Origin of the sequence: Vibrio sp. 2092 (assembly GCF_033339635.1) — a bacterium.
Lineage (GTDB): Bacteria > Pseudomonadota > Gammaproteobacteria > Enterobacterales > Vibrionaceae > Vibrio > Vibrio alginolyticus.
Map to the genome: position 1 here is coordinate 263,399 of NZ_JAWOUY010000005.1, position 20,427 is coordinate 283,825.

General features: G+C 44.6%; 17 protein-coding genes. 10 read left to right on the plus strand and 7 right to left on the minus strand.

Annotated elements, in window-relative coordinates:
• Positions 1-10: 10 nt before the first annotated feature.
• Complete coding sequence (locus R7P80_RS11610; RefSeq protein ID WP_225491627.1) at positions 11-2,044, plus strand: prolyl oligopeptidase family serine peptidase; 2,034 nt, start codon at positions 11-13, stop codon at positions 2,042-2,044.
• Positions 2,045-2,286: 242 nt separating this feature from the next.
• Here R7P80_RS11610 and R7P80_RS11615 read toward each other — a convergent pair whose 3' ends face one another.
• Both R7P80_RS11615 and R7P80_RS11620 read right to left on the minus strand, forming a co-directional pair.
• A complete protein-coding gene (locus R7P80_RS11615; protein WP_213870606.1) occupies positions 2,287-3,918 on the minus strand; it encodes an ABC transporter ATP-binding protein in 1,632 nt (543 codons plus the stop codon).
• 85 nt (positions 3,919-4,003) lie between these two features.
• Positions 4,004-4,501 (minus strand): hypothetical protein, encoded by a 498-nt coding sequence (locus R7P80_RS11620; protein ID WP_005375116.1) that lies wholly within the window; start codon positions 4,499-4,501, stop codon positions 4,004-4,006.
• A 187-nt stretch (positions 4,502-4,688) separates the two neighbouring features.
• Between R7P80_RS11620 and R7P80_RS11625 the strand changes: the two genes are divergently transcribed.
• The 3 genes from R7P80_RS11625 to R7P80_RS11635 all read left to right on the plus strand — a co-directional run bounded on the left by R7P80_RS11625 (position 4,689) and on the right by R7P80_RS11635 (position 10,328).
• Positions 4,689-7,049 (plus strand): Lon protease family protein, encoded by a 2,361-nt coding sequence (locus R7P80_RS11625; protein ID WP_225491628.1) that lies wholly within the window; start codon positions 4,689-4,691, stop codon positions 7,047-7,049.
• A 293-nt stretch (positions 7,050-7,342) separates the two neighbouring features.
• A complete protein-coding gene (locus R7P80_RS11630; protein ID WP_005375120.1) occupies positions 7,343-8,971 on the plus strand; it encodes a methyl-accepting chemotaxis protein in 1,629 nt (542 codons plus the stop codon).
• A gap of 397 nt (positions 8,972-9,368) precedes the next feature.
• Complete coding sequence (locus tag R7P80_RS11635) at positions 9,369-10,328, plus strand: porin (protein ID WP_213870604.1); 960 nt, start codon at positions 9,369-9,371, stop codon at positions 10,326-10,328.
• A 125-nt stretch (positions 10,329-10,453) separates the two neighbouring features.
• Here R7P80_RS11635 and R7P80_RS11640 read toward each other — a convergent pair whose 3' ends face one another.
• Entirely contained in the window at positions 10,454-11,200 is a 747-nt protein-coding gene (locus R7P80_RS11640; RefSeq protein WP_042521645.1) for a flagellar brake protein, read from the minus strand.
• A 127-nt stretch (positions 11,201-11,327) separates the two neighbouring features.
• Here R7P80_RS11640 and R7P80_RS11645 point away from each other — a divergent pair, with 127 nt between their 5' ends.
• On the plus strand, positions 11,328-11,603 hold the full coding sequence (locus R7P80_RS11645) for a GNAT family N-acetyltransferase (RefSeq protein WP_115386799.1): 276 nt from the start codon (positions 11,328-11,330) through the stop codon (positions 11,601-11,603).
• Positions 11,600-12,577: an ecdysteroid 22-kinase family protein gene (locus R7P80_RS11650; RefSeq protein WP_225491646.1), complete on the plus strand. Its 978-nt coding sequence runs from the start codon at positions 11,600-11,602 to the stop codon at positions 12,575-12,577. The genes R7P80_RS11645 and R7P80_RS11650 overlap by 4 nt, the downstream gene beginning before the upstream one ends.
• A gap of 46 nt (positions 12,578-12,623) precedes the next feature.
• On the opposite strand, the gene R7P80_RS11655 is transcribed toward R7P80_RS11650, so the two are convergent.
• Positions 12,624-13,124: a GNAT family N-acetyltransferase gene (locus R7P80_RS11655; RefSeq protein ID WP_017820512.1), complete on the minus strand. Its 501-nt coding sequence runs from the start codon at positions 13,122-13,124 to the stop codon at positions 12,624-12,626.
• A 395-nt stretch (positions 13,125-13,519) separates the two neighbouring features.
• Here R7P80_RS11655 and napG point away from each other — a divergent pair, with 395 nt between their 5' ends.
• From napG to R7P80_RS11675, 4 genes are all read left to right on the plus strand, one after another.
• Positions 13,520-14,290 (plus strand): ferredoxin-type protein NapG, encoded by a 771-nt coding sequence (gene napG / locus R7P80_RS11660; RefSeq protein ID WP_149191635.1) that lies wholly within the window; start codon positions 13,520-13,522, stop codon positions 14,288-14,290.
• Complete coding sequence (gene napH / locus R7P80_RS11665; RefSeq protein WP_225491629.1) at positions 14,290-15,144, plus strand: quinol dehydrogenase ferredoxin subunit NapH; 855 nt, start codon at positions 14,290-14,292, stop codon at positions 15,142-15,144. The genes napG and napH overlap by 1 nt, the downstream gene beginning before the upstream one ends.
• 199 nt (positions 15,145-15,343) lie before the next feature.
• Complete coding sequence (locus tag R7P80_RS11670; protein ID WP_005375129.1) at positions 15,344-16,525, plus strand: MFS transporter; 1,182 nt, start codon at positions 15,344-15,346, stop codon at positions 16,523-16,525.
• Between the two features lie 206 nt (positions 16,526-16,731).
• Positions 16,732-17,013 carry a YrhK family protein gene (locus tag R7P80_RS11675; RefSeq protein WP_025768568.1) on the plus strand — a complete coding sequence of 94 codons (282 nt, stop codon included), beginning with the start codon at positions 16,732-16,734 and terminating at the stop codon, positions 17,011-17,013.
• A 122-nt stretch (positions 17,014-17,135) separates the two neighbouring features.
• Here the strand turns inward: R7P80_RS11675 and R7P80_RS11680 are convergent, their stop codons facing one another.
• Genes R7P80_RS11680 through R7P80_RS11690 form a run of 3 tightly spaced genes read right to left on the minus strand, consistent with a single transcriptional unit; the run spans position 17,136 to position 20,266 of the window.
• Positions 17,136-17,975, minus strand: coding sequence for an energy-coupling factor transporter transmembrane component T family protein (locus R7P80_RS11680; RefSeq protein WP_138939430.1), 840 nt, complete (start codon positions 17,973-17,975; stop codon positions 17,136-17,138).
• Positions 17,972-19,711, minus strand: coding sequence for an ABC transporter ATP-binding protein (locus R7P80_RS11685; RefSeq protein ID WP_225491630.1), 1,740 nt, complete (start codon positions 19,709-19,711; stop codon positions 17,972-17,974). The genes R7P80_RS11680 and R7P80_RS11685 overlap by 4 nt, the downstream gene beginning before the upstream one ends.
• Positions 19,712-19,717: 6 nt before the next feature.
• Entirely contained in the window at positions 19,718-20,266 is a 549-nt protein-coding gene (locus tag R7P80_RS11690; RefSeq protein WP_225491631.1) for an ECF-type riboflavin transporter substrate-binding protein, read from the minus strand.
• Positions 20,267-20,427 lie beyond the last annotated feature (161 nt).

The following is a 20,427-nucleotide window of genomic DNA, read 5'->3' on the forward strand; positions in this document are numbered from 1 at the left end:
CACGGACGTTATGCATTACCCAAAAACACCTAAAGATTCTGTCGTGGACACTTATTTTGGTCACGACATTGCCGACCCTTATCGCTGGTTAGAAGATGATCGCAGTGAAGAAACCGCACAATGGGTTTCGGGTCAAAATTCGGTCACCTTCGATTTCCTTGGTCAGATACCGTACCGCCAACAAATCCGTGACTTAGTGGCGAACAGTCAAAACTACGAAAAATATTCCCAGCCATTTGTACGTGGTGACTACACCTACTTCTACAAAAACGACGGTTTGCAAAACCAAAGCGTATTGTATCGACGTAAAGGCGAGGGAGAAGCCGAGGTTTTCCTTGATCCAAATACTTTCTCCGAAGAGGGCACGACCTCTCTTGGCGAAGTCAGCTTCTCTAAAGACTATCGTTTGGTCGCGTATTCCATCTCGGAAGGGGGCAGTGATTGGCGTAAGATCTTTGTCATTGATACGGAAACCAAAGAACAGTTAGAGCCTGAGATTGTTGATGCGAAGTTTACGTCGATTTCTTGGCTGGGCAGCAAAGGCTTCTATTACTCAAGCTACGATAAGCCGCAAGGCAGCGAGTTGTCAGCTCGAACTGAGCATCACAAGCTTTATTATCATGAACTCGGTACACCTCAGTCTGAAGATAAAGTGATTTTCGGTGAGTTGGATACGCAAGTTCATCGTTATGTGTCTGGTACGACGACGACAGATGATCGCCTCCTCATTATCTCTGGCGCAGAATCTACATCGGGTAATCGTCTGTTTTATATTGATTTACAGTCTGAGTTACAGGCAATTGTGACGCTGCGCGAGACAACGCAAGGAGACACCTACTTAATTGATAGCCAAGACGCAACCTTGCTGCTTTACACCAACCTAGACGCGCCGAATGGCAAAGTTGTCAGCTACAACACTCAGACAGAACAATGGGCTGACGTGATTGCTGAACAAGAACAGCCGTTAGAAATCAGCAAAGGTGGCGGTTATCTGTTTGCGACTTATATGGTAGATGTGCTTTCTAAAGTGCAGCAGTTTAACTACCAAGGTGAGTGGATTCGAGCTGTACAATTGCCGGGAGAAGGTACGGCTTATGGTCTGGCGGGTAAAAAAGAAGAAACCACACTTTATTACACATTCACTAACTACGTGACGCCTCCGACGATCTTCTCATTTGATGTTGAGTCTGGTGAATCGACACTGTTTCAAGAATCAAAGGCACCGTTCGATCGTAATGAGTATGAATCAAAACAGGTGTTTTACACCTCAAAAGACGGCACGCAAGTTCCGATGATCATTTCATACAAGAAGGGCATTGCACTTGATAGTAGAGCACCAACCATGTTGTATGGTTACGGCGGTTTTAACATCAGCCTCACTCCAATGTTTTCTGGCAATGTAGCCAACTGGCTAGAGTTGGGTGGTATATACGCTGTCGCCAACATGCGAGGCGGCGGTGAATACGGTAAAGCCTGGCACAACGCGGGCACTCAGCAGCAAAAGCAAAATGTGTTTGATGACTTTATTGCGGCGGCGGAATACCTGATTGAAAACGACTACACTAGCTCGGATCGCCTAGCGATTCGCGGTGGTTCTAATGGTGGTTTGTTAGTTGGAGCGTGTATGACGCAACGCCCTGAACTATTCAAAGTCGCGCTGCCTGCGGTTGGCGTGCTTGATATGCTGCGTTACCACACGTTTACGTCTGGAGAAGGCTGGAAGTATGACTATGGCACGTCTTCGCAAAGCGAAGCGATGTTCCAATACTTGCTTGGCTACTCTCCTGTTCACAATGTAAAAGAAAACGTGCAATATCCTGCGACATTGGTGACAACCGCCGATCACGACGATCGTGTGGTTCCAGCACATTCGTACAAGTTTATTGCGGAGCTGCAAGACAAACAGCAAGGCGCTAATCCAGTATTGATACGCATTGATGTTAATGCCGGTCATGGTGCAGGAATGCCGCTGAGTAAGCAAATTGACCTCACCACAGACATGTATGCATTTACGTTACATAATATGGGTATTGAGTCGATTTAATGCCCTAGTTGTTCGAAGCTTCTGAGAATAAAAAAATGCCGCGACAGTGTCGCGGCATTTTTCATGGTTGGGGGAACTCAATTCATACTGTTTGCCAGTATTTGAGCCAGGTTGACTAAGTCTGACTCTTGAACCAACCAGTCTCGGCGGCCAAACCGAAAGGCAGCTACGCCATTCTTAAGACAAGATGAATTTATCACCTTTTCTTAATCCTAGTTTATGAATATGAAACTGTGATGAACCTAAGCCGCATTGTGCTGATTTTCACTGTTTTCAAGATCAAATGAGGCATCTATCAGTTTTTTCGTGTAGTCATTTTTAGGGTTTTGGAAAATCTTTTCGGCCGTACCTTGCTCCATGACCTCGCCCTTTTGCATGACTAGAACACGATCAGAGAGTGCTTTAACTACTGATAGATCGTGGCTAATAAACAAGTAGCCAATATTGTGTTTTTTCTGCAAATCTTTCAGAAGGTCAATCACTGTCAGTTGCACCGAGCGGTCTAATGCAGAGGTTGGCTCATCAAGCAGAATAAACGAAGGTTCAAGGATCAGTGCTCGCGCGATAGCAATACGCTGACGCTGGCCTCCTGAAAACTCGTGCGGATAACGGTTGATGGACGCGGGATCTAAGCGGACCTCACGGAGCACGTCGCGCGCTTTCTGCATACGTTCTTTTTTACTCAACATTGGTTGGTGGACAGTTAATCCTTCTGTGATGATCTCGCCGATAGTCATACGAGGAGAAAGCGAACCATAAGGGTCTTGGAATACCATCTGAACGTCTTTTTTCAGCTCAAAACGTTCTTTGTTTGTCAGCAAGGCCATATCTTGGCCTTTGTATTCGATTTTACCTGTGGATGGCAGTAGGCCTATCAATGCTCGGCCGAGTGTAGACTTACCTGAACCGGATTCCCCAACGATCCCGAGGGTCTCTCCTTGTTTCAGCTCAAGAGAAATGCCTTTTACCGCTTCGAAGTACTCATTCTTGCTCGCAATAAAATGCGACTTTACCAAGAATTTGACTCGTATATCGTCGGCCTTTAACAGCTGTGTAGCCCTTTCGCTAATAGGCTCCTTACTGCCTTTAGGAATCGAGTTGATTAGCATACGTGTGTATTCGTGCTTTGGGTCCTCGAAGAGTGTTTGCGTTTCGCCTTCTTCGACGACTTCTCCTTTACACATCACAATGACACGGTCTGCAAAGTGTTTTACGACGCCTAAGTCATGAGTAATAAATAGGATTGCCATGCCCATCTGAGCCTGAATTTCTTTAATCAGGTGCAACACTTCTGCTTGAACCGTGACATCCAACGCCGTTGTTGGTTCGTCGGCGATCAAAATATCGGGCTCGTTAATCAGTGCCATCGCAATCATGATACGTTGCAATTGACCACCAGAAAATTCGTGTGGGTACTTGTTGTACGCTTTTTCTGGGTTTGGCATATGAACCAATTCAAACAGCTCTAACACCTTTGCTTTTGCTGTTCGTCTGTCGACCGGGCGGTGACACATGATGGCCTCAGCGACTTGGATACCCACCCGCATGTACGGGTTTAGTGAGGTCATCGGCTCTTGAAAAATCATGCCAATGCGATCACCGCGAATACTTTGCATTTCACGCTCTGTTTTATCCAAGATGGAGCTACCCTCAAACATGATGGATGAGCTTTCATGCAAAATAGCGTTGTCTGGCAGTAGTTTCATCAGTGCATTGGTTGATACTGACTTGCCAGAGCCAGATTCGCCAACGATGGACAGCGTCTCGCCTGCTTTTAAATCGAAGCTAACATTCTTTACTGCATCGACGATCCCATCGTTTGTCGTAAAGCTGACTGATAGGTTGTTCACCGAAAGAATGGTTTTAGAAGACATCACAGATCCTTGTGGTTGATAAAGCAAATGATACTCAAGCAATGGACAGCACAAACCTAGTTGGCCTCAATACTTGAGCTTTAGATTAATTATACAGGTGAGAAGGCGAAGATTTTGCCGAACTCATTGCTTGCAAATGTAAGAACTGCTCATGCGCGCGCGTTACGTGCTCGAGTTCTATCATCCATTGAGCATTACGTTGGGCAGAGCAAAATGCCGCCATGTGAGCTAACAAGTCTTCGCTCTGTTGACCAAGTAGGTGACCTACGCGCTCAATCAGTTCATGGCTCTCTAGCTGCAAAAATTGAAATAGCGCGTAAGTTTGATTGAGTATTGAGAACGCATCATGTTGTAAGCCGAGTTTGTTGAGAATCTCTGATTGCGTCACGCTGGCATCTCTAAGCCCCGTAATGAGACATACAAACTGGCAAGGTTTAGTTTGTGCATTTTCTAGCGCTAAATGAATGTGGTTGGGTAGATTGTTGAGCACGTCGTCATATAAACGATGAGCTTCTGGCCAATGGCCTTGTTCCATCAGTTGCTCTGCTTTTAAGTAGCGCATCCAGCATTGCTCAATATTCATATCCATCTCCACAACATTTGATTTGTTTAGATATTAAATGAAATTGATTATCAATTGCAAGTGCGTGTTAATATCACTTATGTGTTCATAAAATGTCCAATCAATCTAGGGTGGAAGGTAAATCACTTAAAATTAAGCAAATAATCTCTACACTCAAATAACGAAAATAAGAAAAAAGGAAGTGGATATGGCAATACTAAGATTGGAAGCTAAGCAGCTATATTCTGTAGCAGATCTAGAGAATATGCCATGTAAGTCGACCAAGGAGTTACCTCCAATTGATGAAATCGTGGGCCAAGAGCGCGCGCAAAAAGCGGTCGAGTTTGCGATGTCCATCAAAGAGAAAGGGTATAACATCTACGCCATTGGTCAGAATGGGCTAGGTAAACGCACCATGATCTTGCGCTATCTGAATCGTCACCAGCACGATGCAGCAGCCCTGTTTGATTGGTGTTACGTTGCGAACTTTGAGGATACCCGTACACCAAAGGTATTAAAGCTGCCTTGTGGTATCGGAAATAAGCTACGTGTTGATATTGAAGCTTTAATGGGCAAATTATTGAATGCTTTACCCCTAGCATTCGACAATGAAATGTACTTTAGCCGCGCTGAGCGATTAAAAAATCAATTGGCAGCTAAGCAACAAAACGAGCTGGATCGTATTAGTCGAGAGGCAAAAGAAAAAGGCATCAGCCTAACACTGACTACGCAGGGGGATTATCAGTTTGTCGCCATGAACGGTGATGAGCTTCATACGGAAGAGTCTTTTGATGTACTAAGCAAAAAAGAACAAGAGCAATTCAGCGATGCTATTGATGAACTCGAAGTGCGATTGCGCTCGATGGTTCGTGAGCTTACGGAGTGGGAAGAGACATACAGCGATAAAATCAAAAAGCTCAATGATGAAGTGACGCTTGATGTTATTACTCACTTCATCAAAAAACTCAAAGTGGATTACGCGCAATATTCCGAAATCAAAACCTACTTAACTGAGCTGCAAAAAGATATTGTTGAAAACGCAGATATCTTCCTTGACCAAAGTGGTGAGCAAGGCGAAATTGCGACGGCATCCTTGGATAAAAAATTGCCACGTCGTTATAAAGTGAACGTCTTGGTAAGCCGTAAAAGCAGCGAATTTCCTATCGTTGTTGAAGAAAATCCCAACTATCATTCACTCTTCGGGTCGATTGAGACTGCCACTTTCAAGGGAACGGTGTTTACCGACTTCTCGCTGATTCGTGCAGGGAGCTTGCATAAGGCGAATGGCGGCGTTCTATTAATGAATGCTCAGAAAGTACTTGAACAGCCTTACGTTTGGGATGGTTTGAAGCGCGCATTGCGTGCTCGTCAATTGAGTTTTACGTCTCTAGAAAAAGAAGTCACATTGACGGGGGCGGTATCACTCGATCCTGAACCGATTCCGCTTGATATCAAAATTATCTTATTTGGTGATTACCGAACTTACCAATTACTCCAACATTACGATCCAGAGTTCAGCGAGTTGTTCCGTGTGACGGCAGATTTCGAAGACGAAATGAAACGTACGCCGGAGTCTGAGCTGCATTACGCGCGCTTTATCTCTAGCGTGGTGCATGACAACAATATGCTGCATTGCGATCGCAAAGCCATTGCTCGGATCATCGAATACAGCTCACGTTTGTCTGGCGACCAATCCAAGCTATCTCTACATTCGGCTAATATCGCCAACTTGCTTCGAGAGTCGAACTACGTGGCTCGTCAAGCCAACTCTAACATGATCCGTATTGGTCATGTTGAAGAGGCGCTCAATAACCAAGAAATGCGAGTAAGCCGATTACGCGATAACGTAATGGAAACCTTTATTAACGGCACAACGCTGATTCGCACCGAAGGAGAAGCCGTAGGCCAAGTGAACGCACTTTCGGTATTGAGCACTAGTGACTACATGTTTGGTGCACCGAATCGCATCACAGCGACGACGTGTTACGGTGATGGGGATGTTATCGATATCGAGCGCAGCGTGGATTTGGGGGGCAGTATTCACTCTAAGGGCGTGATGATTTTGTCTGCCTACTTATCTTCCGTATTTGGTAAAACGGCACGAGTGCCATTAACGACAACCATTACCTTTGAGCAATCTTATGGTGGTGTTGATGGTGATAGTGCCAGCATGGCTGAGTTATGTGCGGTTGTGTCTGCTTTTTCAAAGCAACCAAACCGACAAGACATTGCGATAACAGGATCGATGAATCAATTTGGCCAAGCTCAGCCTATTGGTGGCGTAAACGAAAAGATCGAAGGCTTTTATGATGTGTGTGTAATTAAAGGTCGTCATGACGGGCAGGGGGTCATTATTCCGCGCTCTAATGTTCACAATCTAATGCTTCGTTCCGACATCGTGAAAGCAGTCGAAAAAGGCGAGTTTAATATTTGGGCGATTGACCATGTTACTGAAGCTATCGAATTGTTTACGGGGAAAGTTGCTGGTGAGCCAACTGATGAAGGTTCTTATCCAATCGATACCATTTTTGGCCTTGCTCAAGCTAAGCTCAATTCGTTGAGAAAATAGGCTGAAACCGTCCTAAATGTGAATGTATCTCATCATAAGTGATCATAATTTATCATAACGACAATATCCCGACGCTACTGTCGGGATGTTGTCAATAACAGATTGAAAATGGAGAGTTTTTGTACTAGACAAAAGTGTGATCGACCTCTAATATTCGCCGCTTGTTTATTCGTCTGGGATTTATCCCGTCGCAAGGAAGCATAGATATTCAAACTGCCGAAAAGTAACGTTGTTATAGGCACTGATCGAGTTTGTTTGGATATAGACATCACGCATACAACTGAGGCCCTGTCATGCAGTTATCACTGAAAAATTTGTCAGTACGAACGCAAATTTTGGTTCCGGTATTATTTACCGCAATTGTTTTGTTTATTGCTCTTTGGATTACTAAAAACAATCTTCAAGCAGAGCAAGATGTTATTGCTTCCAACCAAGAATCTTTGGTTTTTCACAAAGACACATTGGCGAGTATTGACGACCAAATTTACCCTCTGCGCATAAGCGCGGTTTACGCTATTTACGATGCTTCTCGTCGTGAGAATTTTCTAACCGAATTGAAAGAAGGCTTAAAGCAAGTTGATGCCGATTTAAGTGCAATTGAAGCCCGAAACCTATTCCGTGACGATGCCGTTAAAGTTCGCCAAGCAATTGAATCCTATGTGCGATATTCAGAGCGCTCAGTTGCTTTCTTCAACCAATACGATCAAGGTTTGAAATCGGATAGCGAGTACCGTGCATTTGTCAAAGAGTATCGCAATGTTGGTCGAGAAATGGTCCAACAAATTAACACGCTATCAAAGCATGTAAACGAGCAAGCTGAACAATCTACTATCAGAAGTCATCAGCAAAATGAACGTGTGCAAAATAACGCTATGTTGACGGTTTTAGCGGTATTTGCTTTCTCATTGATAGGCGCTTGGTTCCTATCTGGCATGATTGTTACACCAATCCAAAAGCTGCAAGAAGTGATGCGTCAGTTAGCAATGGGTAATCTATCAGTACGTGCAGATGTCGATGGGGACAATGAGATCTCTAAGCTGAGCAAAGATGTAAACCAAACCGCAGAGCAGTTATACAACACTGTGGACCAGTTAACCCGTATTAGTGAGGAAGTTGCATCTGCATCGACCGAATTGGCTGCGGTAATGACGCAAGCGGAAGCGAACGCTCAACAAGAGTTGGCGGAGATCGAGCAAGTTGCATCTGCGGTTAATGAGCTTGCAAGCACTGCGAATAATGTGAGTGATAACGCGACCTCTGCTGACGCAACTGCGCGTGAAGCTGATGGACTTGCTCAATCAGGTTTGGCCATCTTCCAAGAAAGTGCGGAAGCAAGTGCGCAAATGTCTCAAGCATTGAACGATGCAGCGCAAGTTGTTTTGCGTCTAAAAGAGCAATCTGTACAGATCAACGATGTTATTGAAGTGATTCGCGGCGTATCTGAGCAGACCAACTTGCTAGCATTGAATGCTGCGATTGAAGCGGCGCGAGCTGGTGAATCTGGTCGTGGTTTTGCGGTAGTAGCTGATGAAGTACGCATGCTAGCAGCGCGTACTCAAGACTCGACACAAGAGATCCAAACGATCATTGAAGAGCTTCAAGCGCAGTCTGGGCTGGCGAATGACAGTATGCAAGTCAGCCTTGATATGCTTAGCCGCAACAACGAGCTGACGCAACAAGCGAATGAAGCGTTGGTTGGAATTACCGAGTCGGTCGCCAACATCAACGATTCAAACACGCAAGTAGCAACCGCAGCCGAAGAGCAGTCTCAAGTTACTCAAGATATCAATCGCAACGTGGTTAACATGTCGGAGCTTGTAAACCAAAACGTAGCGGGCATCAGCCAAAGTGCAAGTGCGAGTACTGAGCTTTCATTACTTGCAGAGAAGCAGAAAGAGCAATTAAGTTTCTTTAAGCTTTAATTCATCATCTACTTATCAAATCTCTAAATCCCTGAGTGAATGCTCAGGGATTTTTTTGTTTGTAATAATCGGATTTATTATCAATAAGTCTATCTAAAACAGTCAGTTAACAAGATTTTTTTGCGGGCAATATCACGTTTTGTGATATTGTTTTTACATTTTTTTCGTCAATTTTTTTTTGACGCGAACATTTTTTTTAACTCAACCGATAACTTGATGGTTGAGAGGTATTCATATCGTCATTTTAAGTGGTGTTTTCTTCTATAAGTGCTGTTTATTCAACACGTTGCGTGAAAAATAACAGCTGCTACTATGCCGCCAGTTTTCTCGTTGGTACAGAAAAGTCCTGTTTTTCTGGTGAGAAAACACATATAAAACAATGATATGGAAAATAACAATGAAATTAAAAACTTTAGCTGTAGCAGTGGCGCTAATGGCATCAGGATCTCAAGTTGTCGCTTCAGAACTATACAACCAAGATGGCACTTCTCTTGAGATGGGCGGCCGCGCTGAAGCGCGTCTTTCTATGATGGATGGTAAGGCAGAAGACCGTACTCGCATCCGTCTTAACTTCCTAGGCAAACAGGAAATCAATGAAAACCTATACGGCGTTGGTTTTTGGGAAGGTGAGTTCAAAACAAAAGAAGAAGGTGCCGTAGATAACAATAGTGATCTTGAAACTCGTTACGCTTATGCGGGTCTGGGTGGCAAATACGGTGAAGTAACTTACGGTAAAAACGACGGCGCACTAGTGGTTCTTACTGACTTTACTGACATTATGGCTTACCACGGTAACACAGCAGCACTTAAACTGCCTGTTTCTGACCGTACAGATAACATGCTGTCTTACAAAGGCCAATTCGAGCAACTAGCTGTACGTGCTAGCTACCGTTTTGCTGATCGCACAACAGATGCACAAGGCTTTACAGACAACGAGGAAGATGGCTTCTCTCTATCTGGTGTTTACGCGTTTGCTAACACTGGTTTTGAACTAGGTGCTGGTTACGCAGATCAAAACGACAGCGATGAGTTCATGCTGGTAGCTGCATACTCTGTAGGTGACTTCTACTTCGCTGGTAACTACACTGGCGCGGATATGGATGTTGCAGGTAAGACTTTTGATTACAAAGGCTACGAACTAGCCGCTGCTTACACTATGGGTCAAACTGTATTCACTTCTACGTTCAACAAAGGTGAACTAGAAGAGGCAGATACTGTAGAAAACCTAGCTGTTGATGTAACTTACTACTTCAAGCCTAACTTCCGTGGCTACGCATCATACAACTTCGATCTAATGGATAACGAAGGCGCGGCTGAAAAAGATGAGCTAGCGCTAGGTCTACGTTACGACTTCTAAGTCATGACTCTTATCTAAGATACTGCCTTATTCTTAGAAAACAAGAAACCCCTTACTGAAAAGTAAGGGGTTTCTTGTTTTCTAGCACTTCAAAGCTTCTTGATAAGCGATAGGGGCTATCAAATCTATCTTTTTAGTGTGAGCTTAGTACCATCAAATTTGAGGTGACTGAGGAGGTTTTTAGCGTTGTTTTTACCGACCTCATCAAACTCCATTCCGTAGCGAGCATAGTGCGTTGATTTTTGTAAATTACAAATACGACCTCGCAATGGCGCTAGCATACGACTTTCTCCGGGCATCGTTAGATCCAATGAAACGTGGTCACCAACCTGAAGTGGCCGGCTCATTGGTGATGTTACAAAACGACAGCCACTACGAGATAAATCTCTTATTTCGCATTCAGTTCGATAGGCTTCTAAACAAACACGCGCTCTCAAATTTACTTCGTAACGCACTTCTTTGCGAAGCTGAAAGACCTGCATAGTGTTGGGTAGGTCTAGCACCAAAATTGGGTACGGATCGCCTAGTCGATGCTGTAATTGGGCCCGAAATGGGATAACGGCCCCTTCACCTCGATGAGAGTAGGCTTTTACATTGATCCAAAAGCCTTCTTGAAAATAGAACTTCAAGTCTTCATCGGAGATGTTCGGAACCTCTATCAATGCAGTATTATTTGAGTGACAGCCAACAAATGTGCTGGTTGTAATAAACTTTGTACCAACGGGGGTGGTGACGTTTAAGCTCACTTCACTGCCGTGTTCGACCATTGCCATTGCATCGGTGCTATTTAATGTACTTGCCTGACGTTCTGGTGCCTTCTTGCTTTGCAGAGGTAGCTTGCCGTCTCTGGCAATTGGGCTCATATTTCTCATTATAATTGTCGTACCTGATGTAAGAACGTAATCGCGTGAGGCGAAGCAGCACTCTCGCATGGTATCGATTTTATTCAGTGATATAGTTTGATTCAATCAATCTGTAACAAAAATTAGAGAGCAAGATATGCATAAAGTAACTCATGAAGCCACGAATAGTACATTCTGGGTTGATTTAGAGCAGGGCTATAAAGCCAAGTTAATTTATCAGCTTAAGGGTAATGTCATGCACATTACATCAACGGTTGTTCCTGAAGCACTGCGAGGTAAGGGGTACGGAAAAGTGATGATGGAAGCGGTGTTGCCAGAAATTGAGTCACTCGGTTATCAAATCAAACCAGTTTGCCCATATGTTATTCACTACATGGAGAAGAACCAAACGTGGTCACATCTGCTCACATGATGAGTAACAACCACCAACGCTACCAAAATATTGGCCAGGAACTCAATCTAGGTAATTACCGCTCTGTAGAAGTCATACAATCGCTATGGGGAGGCTATGGAGAGTTAGTCCGAGTTACTTATTCTACTCGTTCGGTGATCATTAAGCATGTAAAACTCCCTAAGCCTTCAGAGCATCCTAGAGGCTGGAATACGGACCGTTCTCATCAAAGAAAGTTGCATTCTTATCAGGTGGAAGTGAATTGGTATGAGCATTTTTCCGGAGGGGTGGATACTCGCTGCCGAGTACCACAAGGTCTAAAAACGTTCCAATCGGAGAATGAATGGCTCATTGTGATGGAAGATCTCGCCGAGGTGGGCTTTCCAAAAGTCATCACAGATGCACAGCTAGAGCATCTACAAGCCTGCCTCACTTGGTTGGCGAACTTTCATGCGCGATACATCGATGTTCGTTCGGATAAGTTGTGGCATACCGGAACATACTGGCACTTAGCAACCAGACCCGACGAGCTTGAAGCATTGCAAGACACTGAGCTACAAAATGCGGCTCAATTGATTGATCAAACGCTTTCGCAAGCTAAGTTTAAAACACTAGTACATGGTGATGCCAAATTGGCGAACTTCTGTTTTGATGAAGAAGAATCAAGCGTTGCTGCGGTTGACTTTCAATACGTTGGATGTGGGTGTGCAATGAAAGATGTGGCACTGTTTATGAGTAGCGCCGTTAAGCCAGAACGTTGTGCAGAGATGGAAGTTTGGGTTTTGGATACGTATTTTGCTCAGTTGCAACACGCGCTAATGGTCTATCAACCGAATCTTGACCCTAATGAAGTCGAGCGTGAATGGCGTCCTTTGTTTGCTGTGGCTTGGGCAGACTTTCAGCGCTTTGTGAAAGGTTGGAGTTCCGACCACTGGAAGATCAATCCCTACACAGAAGCATTGACTCGCAGAGCGTTGGCTTACTTACGAAAGTGAGTCGAAGTTTAAAAAGAAAAGCCTCCAATTAGTAGGAGGCTTTGTTTTATCTTTGGCCTGGTCTGATGCGCGCCATGTAATAGGTATTGATGAATTCACCATCACGGAAGGAACCGTCAATCGCTTCACCTTCAATTTGAAATCCATGCTTTTTATAAAGCCCAATGGCGGCGTCGTTATCGGCATTGACCTCTATCTGAATTCTTCTCACATTTAACCAGTTATCTGCTAGTTCAGTGACTGTTTCTATCAATTTGCTACCAATACCGAGTCCGTGGAAACTATCATGTACTCCGATGCCAAACGATGCCGTGTGCATCGTTCTTGGACGTAGAGAGTGGTGAAAGCCAATATTACCGACGACTTTACCATCAATTTCAGCGACATAGCTATAAACACCATCAGGTATGTTTGACAATCTTTCCACCCACATCGCGAGCGAAGGCTTTGGGAGTTGCAGGGTTTCACGTTGTGCTTTTGGTTGTGAATAGATTTCTACGAGTGCCGCTGCGTCTTCGACGGTCGTTGGACGTACGATAATTTCCATGCCTCTCTCCTTCGCTTTTTAGTTTTAATTTTTAATCTAACCACAGTTTTCTTATTTGGATAGTATTTTTTTATGTTTAATGGATAAATGCCTTTTAAATTAGCTTGTTATGATGTCTTTTTTTTAATTTTCAGTAGTGATTTATCATCGAATTGAGCGAATAGATTGTAAAGGTGTTGAATTATTGTACTGAGAATGGCGCGTACTGCAGAGTATCGTGGTGAATTTCATGTCGCAGTAAATAAACGCATTTAGTCAAACTGTGACGACGGCACTGTGCGTCAGTTGACTTGAATCAATAGAGGATGGGGTTACCTCCTATGAGGTATAGGGAAACGACACGTTTAGGGCTATTTATGCTTAACTTGATAAGGGAGTTTTGTTGAGGAAATAGCATGAAATCCTCTCAGTCTAAAATATCGCAAAGTCGGCGCCGATTTTTGCGTGATACAGCTCGGACTGCGGCTGGTGTTGGCGCAGCTGCGTGTGTATTGGGCTTACAATCGCTACAAAGCCAAGCTCGAGAAACCAAAGGTGTGCCTATTCGTCCGCCTGGTGCATTGCCGGAAGGCGATTTCGAATCAACTTGTATTCGATGTGGCTTGTGTGTTCAGGCATGTCCTTACGATACCTTGAAACTTGCGACATTACTTTCACCCGTCGCGACTGGCTCACCTTACTTTACTGCACGCGATATTCCCTGCGAAATGTGCGAAGACATTCCTTGTGTTGTCGCTTGTCCGAGTGGGGCGTTGGATCCGAAACTAACCGATATTGATGATGCTCGAATGGGTACAGCGGTTCTTATTGACCATGAAACTTGCCTTAACTGGCAAGGGTTACGATGCGACGTTTGTTATCGCGTTTGTCCGCTGATTGATGAAGCCATCACGTTAGAGATGGTTCACAACGATCGAACTGGCTATCACGCCAAACTTATCCCTACAGTGAATTCCGAAGTGTGTACCGGATGTGGTAAGTGTGAACAAGCGTGCGTGTTGGATGTCGCTGCTATTAAAGTCGTCCCGACGGATTTGGCGAAAGGCAAAGTGGGCAGCCACTACAATTTTGGTTGGAAAGAGATCGACAAACCACTCGAAAACATCCTCCCTAGTGAGACGCCTGTACCGGAAGGTGCGCTTGAATCGCTAAAAGGAGGTAAGTAATGGCAAAGAATTTAGCTCAAAATGCTGGCCAAGAAGCGCTTGAAAAGCTTGGTTGGTGGCGCGCGCATCGGTTTTTGATTTTACGTCGGCTATGTCAGTTCACCATCATTGCGCTGTTTATGGCTGGGCCGACGCTGGGAATTCTAACTGGTAATCTGTCATCAAGTATGTTGCTCGATAACGTGCCGTTAAGTGACCCGTTAATTGTGCTTCAAGCTTTGGCGACAGGGCATGTTCCGGAGTTTAATGCGTTGTTAGGCGTAGTGATTGTCGTGGTGTTTTACGCGATTTTGGCTCCGCGCGCATTTTGTGCTTGGGTGTGCCCGTTGAACATCGTGACAGACTTGGCGGCGTGGTTGCGTCGAAAGTTCAACATTAAAGTGAGCTATCGTTGGTCTCCCATGATTCGTTATTGGCTGATCCCTGTTTTGATGTTGGGCAGTGCGCTATCTGGCGCGATTCTTTGGACATGGTTAGATCCAGTTGCGGCACTGCATCGCGGGTTGGTGTTTGGTATGGGCGCAGGTTGGGTGCTAATCGCCCTAGTGTTTGTGTTGGATTTACTCTTGGTTGAGCATGGGTGGTGTGGGCACTTATGTCCACTGGGGGCTACCTATGGCGTGATAGGCCGAAAAAGCCTGTTGCGCGTTACTGCTGTTCGGCGCGAAGATTGCACCAAATGCATGGATTGCTTTTACGTTTGCCCAGAACCAGAAGTGCTTCGGCAGCCTTTGAAAGAGGGAGATCGTCGAGTTATGGATCAAAACTGCATTAGCTGTGGTCGTTGTTTGGATGTATGTCCAGAACATGTGTTTGAATTTAAAAATCGCCTATCAGTAAAAGTCATTGATTAAGCCACTGAGCACATTTACTCATGCTTTATTTCTCTTGATACTTGAACATCGCGCTTAGCCAAGGAGTTAAGCGCGATGTTTATCTTCATAACAATATTCCTCAGCCATATCTGCTTGCTCTGGGCTTAAAATAATAATGATATTGCGAATTTGTTACATTTAAAGCTATGATGATGCCTTCATATTTAAAGGAAACATCATGACTACCTCATCGCACGGCTGGAGAACGCCGCAAAATTTCCTCCTGTTAATTTCCATTATCGTGCCCATTGCTTTTTCTACCTGGATGGCGTTGTTGAACAACTTTGTTATCGAGAAAGCAAACTTTGATGGTGCAGACATAGGCTTATTGCAAAGTGTGCGTGAAATTCCGGGTTTTTTGGCCTTTACCGCCGTATTTGTATTGCTGTTTATCCGAGAGCAACGCTTTATGCTCGTCTCTTTGGCGATGCTTACGCTTGGTACGGCATTAACAGGTTATTTTCCCACTTTGTACGGTCTACTTTTTACAACCTTGTTAATGTCCACCGGCTTCCATTACTTTGAAACACTCAAGCAGTCTTTGTCTTTACAATGGCTATCTAAAGAAGAAGCGCCAGAAATGCTGGGTAAGTTTATTTCTGTTGGAGCTTTGGCTTCTCTGTTTACCTACGGCGCCATTTGGGTTTCGCTCGAACAGCTCAAACTTGATTTTAAAACGGTCTATTTAATGGCTGGTGGTTTAGGTTTTGTGCTCATTTTGGTGATGGCATTTGCCTTCCCACAATTTAAGACAAAAGTGCCTCAGAACAAGAAGCTCATCCTGCGTAAACGTTACTGGTTATACTATGCGCTTACGTTTATGAGTGGAGCACGCCGTCAAATTTTTACGGTGTTCGCTGGTTTCTTGATGGTAGAAAAGTTTGGTTACTCCGCCGCAGATATTACGTTGCTGTTCCTGATTAACTATGTCTTTAACTTCTTGTTTGCGAAGCGAATAGGCCGTTTTATCGGCGTTGTTGGTGAGCGCAAAGCGTTGATGTTTGAATACGTCGGTTTGATCTTCGTGTTCGTCGGGTACGGTTTGGTGCAAACGGCAGAGTGGGCGGCAGCATTGTATGTTGTCGATCATTTATTTTTCGCGTTAGCGCTTGCGATTAAAACCTACTTCCAGAAAATTGCCGATCCTGCCGATATGGCGTCGACCGCAGGCGTTGCGTTTACGATTAACCATATTGCTGCAGTTGTAATACCTGTTACGTTTGGTGTCATCTGGCTTGTTTCACCTGCGAGCGTATTTTACATCGGCGCTGGTATGGCAGCAGTGAGCTTGCTGTTGTCACTCAATATTCCAGCGAAGCCGGAAGAAGGCAACGAAACTCGCTTGTTGAAGTGGAGTTAAGTTGGTACTCACTATCTAATCGTTAAAGCGAATACCTGTAATTAGACTCGCTAAAAAGGGTGCTTATGCGCCCTTTTCTTTTTATTGCAAATAGATAATCCCTCCAATGGTTGTCAATGCATGCCACGTCCGTTAGGGTTTAGAACTAAGTATTTCGAAATAACTTGGGCATAACTGACGCGAAACAATAAGAGGGGAGCTATACAGTGCAGATACATGGCAGAGAGTTGGATTTAGATCTAGGAAGCCGTCACATCGTTATTCAGCGCCGCTATGAGGCGTTAGGTGCTGCAAACGACCTACTCATTGCTATTTGGTTTTTAATTGGTAGCTTTTTCTTTTTGAATGATTCGTTGATTGAAAGTGGTACTTGGCTTTTCATCGTGGGCAGTGCGCAGTTGATCATTAAGCCCCTGATAAAACTGATGAGTTTAGTTCATGTTGGCCGTTTGAATAAGCAACTTTCTGGCACATCAGCGAGCCGCTGAAATTACCGCTTCTTTTGAATACTTGCAAGCAAGAAGCCAACAGGCGAGTTATCGAGGGGAAAGACGGAAGATAACGTGGTCACAACACTAACCACGTTATGTTCAGTTTGAAGCTTCAGAATTTAAAACGGATACCAGAACAGTTGTGTGTCCATCACACGCTTGCTGATCGCAGCAATCACTATCACCGCAATCCCAGCCATGCAGATCATATCGGCTTTGGTCAGTGGTTTTAAGCTGTACCAAGTGCGAGAGGAGTGGCGGCCAAAACCACGTAGCGTCATCGCGTTTGAGATTTGATCGGCTCTGTCTAAACTAGAGAAAATCAGAGGTCCAAGAATCTTCGCGACGTTCTTCATACGAGTGAACAACGGAGCCTTCTTGCTCAGTTCTACTCCGCGTGCTTGTTGCGCGTGCATGATGTTAACAAAGTCCTTTTTCACTTCCGGCAAGTAGCGCAGCGTTAAGCTTACGGCATAGGCGATTTTGTAAGGTACACCCAAGCGGTTCAAGCTGGCTGAAAACTCCGTCGGGTGAGTGGTAAATACAAACACCAACGCGATTGGAAACATGCTGAAGTATTTCAACGTCACTGTTACTAGGTAAAACAACGTCTCTTGAGTGAGCGAGTAATTACCGGGTAACGAGAGTAAAACCGTTGATGAGCCCATGAATTCAGTACCTTGTTGCGGTGCTAACGCGAACATAAACAGGGCATTGATCAGTAATACCGTGCCTGTACCGAATAACAGCGGTTTGTAGACATGAAAGGGCACTTTGGTCATTTTCAGTAAGCCTAAACCAAGCACGATCAACAGCGCGATGATTCGCAAGTCAAATGTGGTCAACACCACCGTTACCCAAGCAATGAAAAGCAAGAACTTAGTAATGCCATTCAACTTATGAAGTGGTGATTGGGTATCGATGTAGTTGATACCAAACTTCATCTTATTGTCTTTCATGCCACCGCTTTCTCTAGTTGGTTTACGTCGTCGCTTTTTTGTTGGCGGTGCGCTTTTTCTACATTGATAAAGTGCTGCATAAAGCCATTGGTGTCTTCGATGCCAACTTTCGTAGCCAACTCAAACAGACTTGTTGTGGTGAGGTTTGCTCGGTCTAGTAGCTCTGGACTGCTGAATACCTGCGTCATTGGTGCATCCGCGACTAATTTACTGTCTGCAATCACGATAGAGCGCGTGGTGTATTCCAGCACTAAATGCATGTCATGAGAGATGATCATCACGGTTACGCCCAACTCGCGATTGAGCTTTTCGATGAAACTCAGCATAGACGTGTAGTTTCGATAGTCCTGACCTGCCGTCGGTTCATCAAGGATCAGAAGCTCTGGTTCCAATACCAAAATTGACGCAATGGTTGCGCGCTTTTTCTGGCCGTAGCTCAATGCTTCGATTGGCCAGTGACGGTATTTGCTCAAACCGCACAGCTCAAGGACTTCAAGTACTTTAGCTTCGATTTGTTTCTCTTCAACGCCACGATTACGGAGGCCGAAGGCCACTTCGTCGAAAATCATGTGATGGGAAATCATGTGATTCGGGTTTTGCATCACCACGCCCACTTTCTGGCTGCGCTCGAAGATGGTCAGTTCGTTAAGATCTTGACCATTCATACTCATTGAGCCGCTATCCGCTTCAATAACGCCCATAATCAGTTTGGTGATGGTCGATTTACCCGAGCCATTTTTGCCAAGTACAGAGACAAACTCGCCACGCTTGATGTCAAAACTCACGTCTTCTAACGCGTTTTTCTCACCGTCGTAAGAATAGGTGAGGCCACGGACTTCAAACAAAGTCTCGGCTGGCGTTTTAGGTGGTTGTGCTGTTGAACCATCAAACCATGCTTGTACTGCCGGTTTATATTGCTCCAACGGTAAGGTAGTTAAGCTAGAAGGTTTTGCATCGCCCTCAATCGCGCAGCCTGCTTCTTTCAGTGCTGAAATATAAAGCGGTTCACGGATGCCGTAATCTTCTAGCAGAGGCGACGCTAAAATTTCATCTGGCGTTGTATCGGCAATGATTTTGCCGCTTTCCATCAAGATAATACGGTCAACTGAGCAATGCAGAACGTCTTCAAGACGATGCTCAATGATTACGATGGTTTTGCCCGTTTCGCGGTGTAGATCATCGATGATCTCGATGGTTTTTTTACCCGTTTTAGGGTCAAGCGCAGCTAGTGGTTCATCAAACAAAAGGATATCGACATCATCGACGAGAATGCCCGCCAAAGAAACACGCTGTTTCTGCCCGCCAGATAAATCGTGGGGTGAGCGTTCTAGCATCTGTTCCAAGTCGACCATTTTGGCCGTGGCTTTGACCAATGGGTACATGTCGATATTTGAAGTTAGCTGGTTCTCCAGCGCAAATGCAATGTCTTCGCCAATGCTCAAACCGACAAATTGGCTGTCCGTATCTTGCAGTACGGTGCCAACTTGCTCAGTGTATTGGTGCATGTCGAAAGGGGCGGTGTCTTGACCATTGATGGTCAATGTTCCACTGGTTTCCCCTTTGATTGCGTGTGGGATCAGTCCGTTAAGACATTGCCCAAGGGTAGATTTACCACTACCACTTGGACCGATAATGACGATTTTCTCTCCTTTCTCTATCCTTAGATTGATATTTTTTAGCGTCGGTTTGTCCAGCGACTCATATCTAAAAGAGAAGTTAGAAAATTCGATTGTCATTCGACATTAAGCCTCTGTTAAGTTACGGCTTTGCTTGTTACGTTTAGCGACAGACTTAAGAATGAAGAAGCCAACAATAGCAATAAGAATGGTGTTAACGATCGCGATAATAGAAAGCTGGGTAAACACTTTAGTGAACGGTTCTGCGTATAAAATCGTGTCGAGGAATGCAGAGCAACCGTAACCAAATACGTTGCCTAATAGCGCAAGTACTACGAATAACGCGAAGTCTTTCATATTGAAATCACCTTTCTCCAAACGGTAGCGCGTTAGAGAAGGGAATAGACCGATAATCAAACCAACAATACCTGAACCAAGTACCCAAGTGAGCCATACGCCCCAACCTGCAAATAGGTCAGTAACCCAGTGACCAATAAAACCAACCAAGAAGCCAACAAATGGTCCAAATAGTACTGAGAACAATGCTAATACTGCCATTGCTGGTTTTAGCGTTGTGTTTGCAAACACAGGGATGCCAAACATAGGTAAGCCGCCGATACCGTAAAGAGCAGCACCGATTGCAATAACCACAACAGTTTTAGCGGAAAGATTCATAGATAACCTCAGTTCAATAGTCGATTTTAAAGAACGTTCATTTATATTGTTGGAAAGCGTTAGTTATTTGATTGTGTAACATATATTCAAAACAACCAAGCTGCTTATTGTTTGCTCTATTTTTCTTCAGGAAATGTGTGATTTGATTCACGCATCCCTTT